Below are 9805 nucleotides of genomic sequence, written 5' to 3' on the forward strand. Positions count from 1 at the left end.
GCGCCTACTCGAGCCCGCGGCGCCGCAGCAGCGGCCCCACCTCGGCGTCACGCCCGCGGAAGTCGTGGTACGCCTCGAGCGGGTCCTTCGATCCACCGACGCCGAGCAACCGCTCCGCGAAGCGTGCCCCGGCCGATCGCGAGAGGCCCCCGTTGTCGCGGAACCACTCCACGGTGTCGGCGTCGAGCACCTCGGACCAGATGTACCCGTAGTAGCCCGCGTCGTACCCGCCCGAGAACGTGTGCGCGAAGTACGTCGACGAGTAGCGCGGCGGAACGGCCTCCACGGCGACGCCCGCGGATTCCAGCGCCGCCCGCTCGAACGCCTCGACGTCGGAGACCGCAGCGGCCTCAGCAGCCGACAAGCGGTGCCAGGCCTGGTCGAGGAGCGCGGCGGCGAGGTACTCCGTCGTGGAGAACCCCTCGTTGAACCCCTCGGACTCGCTGAGCCCCAGAACGAGCTCGGGCGGCAGCGGCTCCCCGGTCTCGTGGTGCTTCGCGTAGTTCGCGAGGACGGACGGCCACGACACCCACATCTCGTTCACCTGCGACGGGAACTCGACGAAGTCGCGCTCGACGTTCGTGCCGGAGAACCGCGGGTACGTCGTCCGTGCGATGAGCCCGTGCAGGGCGTGCCCGAACTCGTGGAAGAGCGTCTCGACCTCGTCCTGGATGAGCAGCGTGGGGGAACCGGCCGCCGGCTTCGCGACGTTGAGGTTGTTCACCACGACCGGCAGCGTCCCGAGCAGGTGCGACTGCTCGACGACGGGGTTCATCCACGCGCCGCCGCGCTTGCCGTCCCGCGTGTAGAGGTCGAGCAGGTAGAGCCCGACCTCCTCGCCGGACTCGCCGCGGACCTCGAACACGCGGACCTCGTCGTTGTAGCCGTGCAGTTCGGGGCGCTCGGTGAACGTCAAGCCGTACAGGGCGTTCGCCGCGTGGAAGACGCCGTCGTGCAGCACCCGGTCGGCTTCGAAGTACGGGCGGAGCGCCGAGCTGTCGGCGGCGAACTGCTGGCCGCGGAGGAGCTCGGTCGCGTACGCCCAGTCCCACGACTCGACGTCGAACCCGACCACCTGGGACCGCACCGAACGCTCGTCGTCCGCGTTGGCGGCGGCGGCCCCCACGAGCGAGGACAGCAGCCCGTCGACGGCCTCGGGCGTCCCCGCGGTCTCGTCGGCCGTGACGACCGCTGCGTGGTTCGGGAACCCGAGTAGTTCGGCTCGCTCGGCGCGGAGCCGCACGATCCGCAGCAGCACGTCGCGGTTGTCGTGCTCGTTGCCGCGGCGCCCTCGGGAGAGCGACGCCTCCATGATCCGCTGCCGCAGGCTCCGGTCCGTGAGCGAGCCGAGCCACGGGTGCCCCGTGTAGAGCGGCAGTGTGATGAGCCAGCCGTCGAGCCCGCGGTCCGCCGCGGCTCCGGCGGCGGCGGACTTCGCGCCGTCGTCGAGCCCGGCGAGTTCCTCATCGGAGTCGACGTGCACGGCGAGGTCGTTCGTGTCCTCGAGCAGGTTCCGCTCGAACGTGGTGGTGAGCGTCGAGAGCTCCTGGTTGATCGCGGTGAGACGCTCCTTGCCGGCTTCGTCGAGTCCGGCGCCCGCGAGGGTCATCTCGGTGTGCGTGCGCTCCACGAGGCGACGGTCCTCGTCCGTGAGGTCGTCACGTGCGTCCAGTCCGGCCCGGACGGCGTCGATGCGGGTGTAGAGCCGGCCGTCGAGGGTGATCGCGTCGCGGTGCGCGGCGAGGAGCGGCGAGATCTCGGCCTCGAGGTCGTGCAGCTCGGGCGTCGAGTCCGCCGACGACAGCGTGAAGAACACGTGGCTCACGCGGGCGAGCCGCTGGCCGGTCCGCTCGAGCGCCACGAGGGTGTTCTCGAAGGTGGGCTCGTCGGGGTTCGTGGCGATCGCCTCGACCTCGGTGCGCTGCTCGGCCATCCCGGCGTCGAACGCGGGACGGAAGTGCTCGAGCCGGACGTCGGTGAACGGCGGGAGGGAGTAGGGGAGGGTGCTCGGTTCGTCGAACGGGGTTGCCATGTCGCCACCCTACGGACTGGAGGCGCGTGCAGGGTGCGCATGGCGCGGCGAGCACGGTAGGCCGGGCACGTCATGCCGGCTCCGCCGAAGCGGACTGGAGGCGCGGGTGGGCGGGCGGGCGCGGTGAGCCGGGCACGGCACGCCGGCTCCGCCGGGTCGGACGGGAGGCGCGGGGCGGGCCCGACGCGCGCCTCCCGTCCGGTCCCGGGACGCGTCTCAGGCGCGTGTGGCCGCGTCGATCAGGACGGCGGCGGCGCGGCGAGCGTGGCCAGCGGGCGACGCATCGCCCGCGATCGCCGCGGTGGTCTGCGCGCCCTCGGCGAGCAGGGCGAGCTGCGCGGCGAGCTCCTCAGCCGCCTGACGGTCGGGCACCACGTCGGCCGCGAGCCGGGCGACGGAGCGCTGGAACGACTCCTTGTGCTCCCGGGCGATCCGCGCCACCGAGGGTGACGTCGCACCGAGCTCGCCGAAGGCGTTGATGAAGCCGCAGCCCCGGAACGAGTCGTCGCCGAACCACTCCTCGAGGAAGTCGTACATCGCGAGCAGCCGGTCGCGCGGAGTGTCCGCCGCCGCCACGGCCTGCGCGATGCCGCGCTCCCAGTACTCGTGCCGCCCGGCGAGCACCGCCGCGACGAGCTGGTCCTTGCCGGGGAACGCGTTGTAGAGCTTCTTGAGCGACACGCCCGCTCCGGTGCGGATCTCGTCCATGCCGACCGACTGGATGCCGCGCGCGTAGAAGAGCTCGTCGGCGACGTCGACGATGTGCGCCCTGGTGTCGGCCTCGACGGTGCTGGTTGCCATGTCGTACCCCGTTCCCTGCGTGTTCACCGTCCCCGAGTTGCGCGGGGAACGATCGTTCTCTAGTGTAGTCGACATCGCAGAGAACGACCGTTCTCCGCATCGTTCAGGGGAAAGGAACGACCATGGGCAGCATCACCGTCGGGACCGAGAACAGCGTCGACATCGCGCTCCACTACGAGGACAAGGGCTCCGGACAGCCGATCGTGCTGATCCACGGCTTCCCGCTCGACGGCAACTCGTGGGAAGGGCAGGTCCCGCCGCTCCTCGGCGCCGGGTACCGCGTCGTGACCTACGACCGCCGTGGGTTCGGTCAGTCCTCGCAGCCCTCGACCGGCTACGACTACGACACCTTCGCCGACGACCTGCACACGGTGCTCGAGACCCTCGACCTGCGCGACGTCATCCTCGTCGGCTTCTCGATGGGCACCGGTGAGATCGCCCGCTACATCGCCCGACACGGGGAGGACCGGATCGCCAAGGTCGCGTTCCTCGCCTCGCTCGAGCCCTACCTCGCGATCACCGACGACAACCCCGACGGCGCCGGCCCGATGTCCTTCTTCGAGGGCATCGCCGCGGACGTGAAGAAGGACCGCTACGCGTACTTCACGAACTTCTACCAGGACTTCTTCAACCTCGACGAGAACCTCGGGTCGCGGATCTCGGAGGAGCAGGTCCGCAACGCCTGGAACGTCGCTGCCGGCTCCGGTTCGATCGCCTCCGCCGCGGCACCGCTGACCTGGCCGACCGACTTCCGTCAGGACATCCCGAAGGTCACCGTCCCGGCGCTCATCGTGCACGGCACGTCGGACAACATCCTGCCGATCGACGCCACCGGTCGCCGCTTCACCAAGGCGCTGCCGCACGCGGAGTACGTCGAGATCGAGGGCGCTCCCCACGGCCTCCTCACGACGCACACCGCCGAGGTGAACGAGGTCCTGCTCGGCTGGCTCACGAAGTAGCCGACCCCGGACGAGGAGAGCCGCCGACCCGATCGGGTCGGCGGCTCTCGTCGTGCTGTGGAGTGTCCCGTTCGGAGCGCTCAGTCCTCTTCCGGCGCGTCGTCCGGGTTCGTCACCTGCGCGTGCCCGGCGGCGTCGAGGTGGATCGACGTGCCGTCGTCGAGCTCGACGATCGGCTTGCCCTCGAGGAACGTCAGGGTCCAGCCCCACGTCGCGGTGTCGACGGACTCGGCCGCGAGCTCGTCCTCGACACCGCGCACGGCGACGACCATCGTCTCGGGCAGTCGCGCGGGTGGCTGCCCACCCACGCTCCAGCGCGTACCCAACTGCATCCGTGCCTCCCGTCCGTCCGTTGCGTCAGCGAGTCCCGCCGGTCAGGCGGGCTGCTCCGCCAGCTCGATCTCGGTCACGGCGAGCTCGGACCCGTCCGTGAACGACAGGTCGGCGATGCGACCGACGGCCGCCAGGTCGACCGCGGCGCGCTCGATCAGCGCACGCGTCTCGGCCGGGGCCGCGACGACGGCACGCGTCACCGGCGTCTTCTGGGACGCCTTGGCCGCCGTCTTCGCACCGCGGATGCCGATGAGCGCCTGGCCGACCGCGGCGAGCAGGCCCGTCGGCCCTGCAGCCAGCCGATCAGCGGCACCCGGCCCCGCGGCGGCCGCCAGGCCGCTCGCAGTGGGCCACTGTGCGCGGTGCACGCTCGTCTCGTGGGTCCAGGCCCAGACTTCCTCGGTCGCGAACGGGAGGAACGGCGCCAGCAGGCGGAGCAGCGCGTCGATCGCGGCGCGGAGCGCGAGGACCGCGCTCGCCTGCGTCTCGTGCGTCGCGTCGGTCGCGGTGCCGTAGGCGCGCTCCTTCACGAGCTCCAGGTAGTCGTCGCAGAACGTCCAGAAGAACCGCTCGGTCACCTCGAGCGCACGGGCGTGGTCGAACGCGTCGAACGCGGCCGTGGCTTGCTCGATCACGGAGCCGAGCTCGGCGAGCACGTCGACGTCGAGCGGCTCGGTCACGGCGTGCGCGCCCTCGGGCAGCGGGAAGCCGTAGACGAACTTGGCCGCGTTGAGGACCTTGATCGCCAGACGACGACCGACCTTGATCTGCTTCGGGTTCTGCGGGTCGAACGCGGCGTCCGTGCCGAGCTTCGACGAGGCCGCCCAGTACCGCACCGCGTCGGCGCCGTGCTGCTCGAGGATCGACAGCGGCGTGACGACGTTGCCCTTCGACTTCGACATCTTCTTGCGGTCGGGGTCGACGATGAAGCCGGAGATGCTCGCGTGCTTCCACGGCGCGACGTCCGCTTCGAGCTGGCTGCGGAGCACGGTCGTGAAGAGCCAGGTGCGGATGATGTCCTGCGCCTGCGGTCGGACGTCGTACGGGAAGACGAGGTCGTAGAGCTCCGGGTCGGACTCCCACTTGCCCGCGAGCTGCGGGGTGAGCGACGAGGTGGCCCAGGTGTCCATGACGTCGAGCTCGCCCTGGAAGCCACCGGCGACGCCGCGCTGGGACTCCTCGTAGCCGGGTGCCGGCTCGGACGCCGGGTCGACCGGGAGCTGGGCCTCGGTCGGGACGATCGGCTGGTCGTACACCGGGTTGCCGTCGGCGTCGAGCGGGTACCAGACCGGCAGCGGCACGCCGAAGAAGCGCTGGCGGGAGATGAGCCAGTCGCCGGAGAGGCCGCCGACCCAGTTGTCGTACCGGACGCGCATGAAGTCCGGGTGGAACGCGATCTCCTCGCCACGGGCGCGCAGGCTCGACTTCAGCTGCTCGTCGCGCGCGCCGTTGACGATGTACCACTGGCGGGTGGAGACGATCTCGAGCGGCTTGTCGCCCTTCTCGAAGAACTTCACCGGGTGGTTGATCGTCTTCACGTCGCCGATGAGCTCGCCGGACTCGGTGAGGGCGTCCACGACGACCTTCTTCGCCGAGAACACGGTCTTGCCGGCCATCTCGGCGTAGAGCTCCTTGCCGCGGGCGCTCTCGATCCAGGTCGGCTCGTCCGAGCGGACACGGCCGTCGAAGCCGATGATCGCGCGGTTCGGCAGCTGCAGCTCGCGCCACCAGACGACGTCCGTGGTGTCACCGAAGGTACAGACCATCGCGATGCCGGCGCCCTTGTCCTGCTGCGCGAGGTGGTGCGCCAGCACCGGCACCTCGACGTCGAACAGGGGGGAGCGGACGGTGGTGCCGAAGAGGTCCTGGAAGCGCTCGTCGTCGGGGTGCGCGACGAGGGCGACGCACGCCGCGAGCAGCTCCGGACGGGTGGTCTGGATGACGACGTCCTCGCCGCCGTCCGTGCGGTGGAACGCGATGCCGTGGTAGGCCCCGGGCATCTCCTTGTCCTCGAGTTCGGCCTGGGCCACGGCCGTGCGGAACGTGACGTCCCAGAGCGTCGGGGCGTCGGCCTGGTAGGCCTCACCGCGCTCGAGGTTGCGGAGGAAGGCACGCTGGGCGCTCGCGCGGGAGGTGTCGTCGATCGTGCGGTACGACTGAGTCCAGTCGACCGACAGGCCGAGCGTGCGGAAGAGGTGCTCGAACTGCTGCTCGTCCTGCACGGTCAGACGCTCGCACAGCTCGATGAAGTTGCGGCGCGAGATCGGGATCTGGTCGGCGGCCTTGCTCGACTTGTTGTCGCCACCCTCGAACGGCGGCACGAACGCCGGGTCGTAGGGGAGCTGCGGGTCGCAGCGGACGCCGTAGTAGTTCTGCACGCGACGCTCGGTCGGCAGCCCGTTGTCGTCCCAGCCCATCGGGTAGAAGACGTGCTTGCCGCGCATCCGCTCGTACCGGGCCTTGAGGTCGGTGTGCGTGTACGAGAACACGTGGCCGATGTGCAGCGAGCCGGAGGCGGTCGGCGGCGGGGTGTCGATCGAGTAGACGGCGTCCTTCGTCGCGCTGTCTCGGTCGAACCGGTAGGTGCCGTCCTGTTCCCAGACCGGACCCCAGACGTCTTCGAGTCCGTCGACCGTGGGCTTCTCGGGCATGGGCTTCGACATGGCGGGCCTTCCGTTCCGTGCGGCGCTGCGCCGCTCTGTGCGGCACCGAGTCCGTGGTGAGGTGCCTGAGTGTCCGCGCACGTGCGGCGCGGTACCCCGATGGTAGCGGTTCGCACCGTCACCGCCGACGGTCGCTACCACACCGACCTGACGGACACGCCGAGCGTTTGATAGTCTGTCGGAGTTTGTCCGGCGGACGCGGGGTTCGCGAGGACTGCAGTGACGCCGTCCGCCGGGCGCCCGAAGGCAAGACACAGCACTACCGGAGGAACGATTTGTCACCGAACGAAGCACACGCCAACGGCGATCGGCCGCTGCGCACGAAGGGTGCCGTCAAGCGCGCCCGCCGCAAGCTGACGAAGGACGACGTCACCGTCGTCGAGGAGTCGCTGCTGAAGCGCGCCGTCGCCGCCGCTGCCCTGGGCAACGCCATGGAGTGGTTCGACTTCGGCATCTTCGCGTACCTCACCGTGACGATCTCGCAGGTCTTCCTGCCGCAGGGCGACCCGGCCGCGAACATCGTCGCGACGTTCGGGTTCTTCGCCGCCGCGTTCATCGTGCGCCCGATCGGTGGTGCCGTGTTCGGACCGATCGGCGACAAGATCGGCCGGCAGAAGGTCCTCGCGCTGACGATGATCCTGATGGCCGCCGGCACGCTCATGATCGGCCTGATCCCCTCGTACCAGACGATCGGCTTCTGGGCCCCGGTCCTGCTGCTCGTCGCCCGCTTCGTGCAGGGCTTCTCGACCGGCGGTGAGTACGGCGGTGCCGCGACGTTCATCGCCGAGTACTCCCCGGACAAGCGTCGCGGGTTCATGGGCTCGTGGCTCGAGTTCGGCACGCTCGCCGGGTACGTGCTCGGTGCGTCCATCGTCACCGCGCTGCAGTTCGGCCTGTCCGAGGACGCGCTGCTCAGCTGGGGCTGGCGCATCCCGTTCATCGTCGCCGGACCGCTCGGGCTCATCGGCCTCTACCTGCGGCTGAAGCTCGAGGAGACCCCGGCCTTCCAGAAGCAGCAGGAGCAGGCCGCCGAGCGCGAGTCCCAGAAGACGCCGTTCCTCAAGCTCTTCGCGGAGAACTGGCGCGGACTCATCATCTGCATCGGCCTCGTCCTGGTCTTCAACGTGACCGACTACATGCTGCTGTCGTACATGCCGACCTACCTCGAGCAGAACCTCGGGCAGAACGCGACCTTCGGCCTCATCCTGATCGTCATCGTGATGATCCTCATGATGGTCGTCATCACGTTCGGCGGACGCCTCTCCGACAAGTTCGGGCGTCGTCCGGTCCTCGCGGCCGGCTGCATCGGCTTCATCCTGCTGTCGTGGCCGTCGCTCAAGCTCGTCCAGAGCGGCACCGGCATCGGCGTGTTCTTCGGGCTGCTCATCCTCGGCCTCGTGCTCGTGACCTTCACGTCCACGATGCCGTCGACCCTGCCCGCGCTGTTCCCGACGATCATCCGCTACGGCGCCCTGGCGATCGCGTTCAACGTGTCCGTCTCGCTCTTCGGCGGCACGACCCCGCTGGCCACGGCCGCGCTCATCAACGCGGCGAAGGACGCCGGCTTCGGGTGGGCCGAGGACATCCCGGCGTTCTACCTCATGCTCGCGGCCGTGATCGGTCTCGTGGCGGTGTACTTCACCAAGGAGACCGCCGCCACCCCGCTCTTGGGGTCCGGCCCGACGGTCGCGCACGAGGACGAGATCGCCGCGGTCATCGAGGACTACAACGACCCGGAGTCCGACCTCGCGCAGTCCGACTGGGCGAAGGACTTCTCGACGAGCGAGATCCCGATCATCAGCGGCGACGCGCCCACGTCGGGCGACGCGCACAAGGAGCCTGCCGGCTCCTGACGACCGTTGGTCGTCGACCGGTCTGGAGGCGCGGTGCGGGTCCGTCCCGCACCGCGCCTTCCGTCATGTGGTCGCGCTGCTGCCGGACCGGCGGTTCCCCGAGTCTCGTACTGAGAAACGGTTCTCGCGATGCCGCGCACGGGCTCGCCTCGCCCAGCCGGAGTCTCGGCTCTGCGGACAGTTTCTCGAGCGCACTCCCGCGAGGGTGTCCGCGGGGCCGAGTCTCGGGTGCGGGCGCGGGCGCGGGTGCGGGTGCGGGCGCGGGGCGCGTCAGGCGGCGGGACCGGTCGCGAGGACGTCCGCAGCGTGCAGCAGGCGCGCCGTGACGGGGTGTCCCGGCCGGCCGAACACGGTGGCCGCCGGGCCGTGCTCGACGACGGCGCCCTCGTGGACGACCATCACGTCGTCGGCCATCCGCCGGACCGCCCGGAGGTCGTGCGACACGAACACCATCGCGACCCCGGTCTCGTCACGCAGCCGTTCGAGCAGCCCGAGCACGGCGTCCTGCACGGTCGCGTCGAGCGCCGTGACGGGTTCGTCGAGCACGAGGACCTCCGGACCCGTGGCGAGCGACCGGGCGATGGCGAGCCGCTGCCGCTGCCCGCCGGAGAGCGTCAGGGGCGACCGGGACCGCAGCGCCGGGTCGAGCCCGACCTGCCGGAGCGCCGCGTCGACCCGTGCCCCGAGGTCCCCGCGGGCCCGTCGTTCCGCCCCGCGCGAGAACGCGTCCGCGAGCACCCGTTCGACGTCCCACCGTTCGTCGAACGTCGCGCCGGGGTCCTGCACCACCGCGGACACGCGGTGCCGACGGCTTCGACGGTCGCGTTCGGGGAGCGGCGCCCACGGCTCGCCGTCGAGTGCGACCGTGCCGTCGTCAGGAGTCTCGAGGCCGAGCAGCAGCCGCGCGAGCGTCGTCTTGCCGGAGCCGGACGCACCGATGACCCCGAGCACGCGACCACGGTCGAGGGCGAACGAGACGTCCCGGACGGCCGCGGTGTCGCCGAACGACCGCGCGAGCCCCTCCGCGCCGAGCACGCGCTCCCTCGCACCGTGCGAGGTGCCCCCGTCGTGGTCGGGTGCCGTCGCACCGTGCGAGGTGTCCCTGTCCTGGTGCGAGGATGCCGACTCGGTGCGAGGAGGCGAGGCTGCCACCGTGTGCGGAAC

At 70.6% G+C, this 9805-nt stretch carries 7 protein-coding genes; 2 read left to right on the forward strand and 5 right to left on the reverse strand.

Features of this window, described 5'->3' with window-relative positions; genetic code table 11:
- Positions 1 to 4 precede the first annotated feature (4 nt).
- Positions 5 to 2032, reverse strand: coding sequence for a M3 family metallopeptidase (locus ACSW7Y_RS13555; RefSeq protein ID WP_438126779.1), 2028 nt, complete (start codon positions 2030 to 2032; stop codon positions 5 to 7).
- 216 nt (positions 2033 to 2248) lie between these two features.
- Positions 2249 to 2833 (reverse strand): TetR/AcrR family transcriptional regulator, encoded by a 585-nt coding sequence (locus ACSW7Y_RS13560; RefSeq protein WP_438126780.1) that lies wholly within the window; start codon positions 2831 to 2833, stop codon positions 2249 to 2251.
- A 122-nt stretch (positions 2834 to 2955) separates the two neighbouring features.
- On the opposite strand from ACSW7Y_RS13560, the gene ACSW7Y_RS13565 reads away from it, so the two are divergent.
- Positions 2956 to 3792, forward strand: coding sequence for an alpha/beta fold hydrolase (locus ACSW7Y_RS13565; protein WP_438126781.1), 837 nt, complete (start codon positions 2956 to 2958; stop codon positions 3790 to 3792).
- 80 nt (positions 3793 to 3872) lie between these two features.
- Here ACSW7Y_RS13565 and ACSW7Y_RS13570 read toward each other — a convergent pair whose 3' ends face one another.
- Positions 3873 to 4100 (reverse strand): hypothetical protein, encoded by a 228-nt coding sequence (locus ACSW7Y_RS13570; RefSeq protein ID WP_438126782.1) that lies wholly within the window; start codon positions 4098 to 4100, stop codon positions 3873 to 3875.
- A gap of 66 nt (positions 4101 to 4166) precedes the next feature.
- Positions 4167 to 6788: a valine--tRNA ligase gene (gene valS, locus ACSW7Y_RS13575; RefSeq protein WP_438126783.1), complete on the reverse strand. Its 2622-nt coding sequence runs from the start codon at positions 6786 to 6788 to the stop codon at positions 4167 to 4169.
- A 275-nt stretch (positions 6789 to 7063) separates the two neighbouring features.
- On the opposite strand from valS, the gene proP reads away from it, so the two are divergent.
- Positions 7064 to 8641 carry a glycine betaine/L-proline transporter ProP gene (gene proP, locus ACSW7Y_RS13580; protein ID WP_438126784.1) on the forward strand — a complete coding sequence of 526 codons (1578 nt, stop codon included), beginning with the start codon at positions 7064 to 7066 and terminating at the stop codon, positions 8639 to 8641.
- Between the two features lie 270 nt (positions 8642 to 8911).
- On the opposite strand, the gene ACSW7Y_RS13585 is transcribed toward proP, so the two are convergent.
- Positions 8912 to 9805: ABC transporter ATP-binding protein (locus ACSW7Y_RS13585; RefSeq protein WP_438126785.1), on the reverse strand; the 894-nt coding region annotated here is incomplete at its 5' end.

The sequence above is a fragment of the Curtobacterium flaccumfaciens genome (genome assembly GCF_051548005.1).
Lineage (GTDB): Bacteria > Actinomycetota > Actinomycetes > Actinomycetales > Microbacteriaceae > Curtobacterium.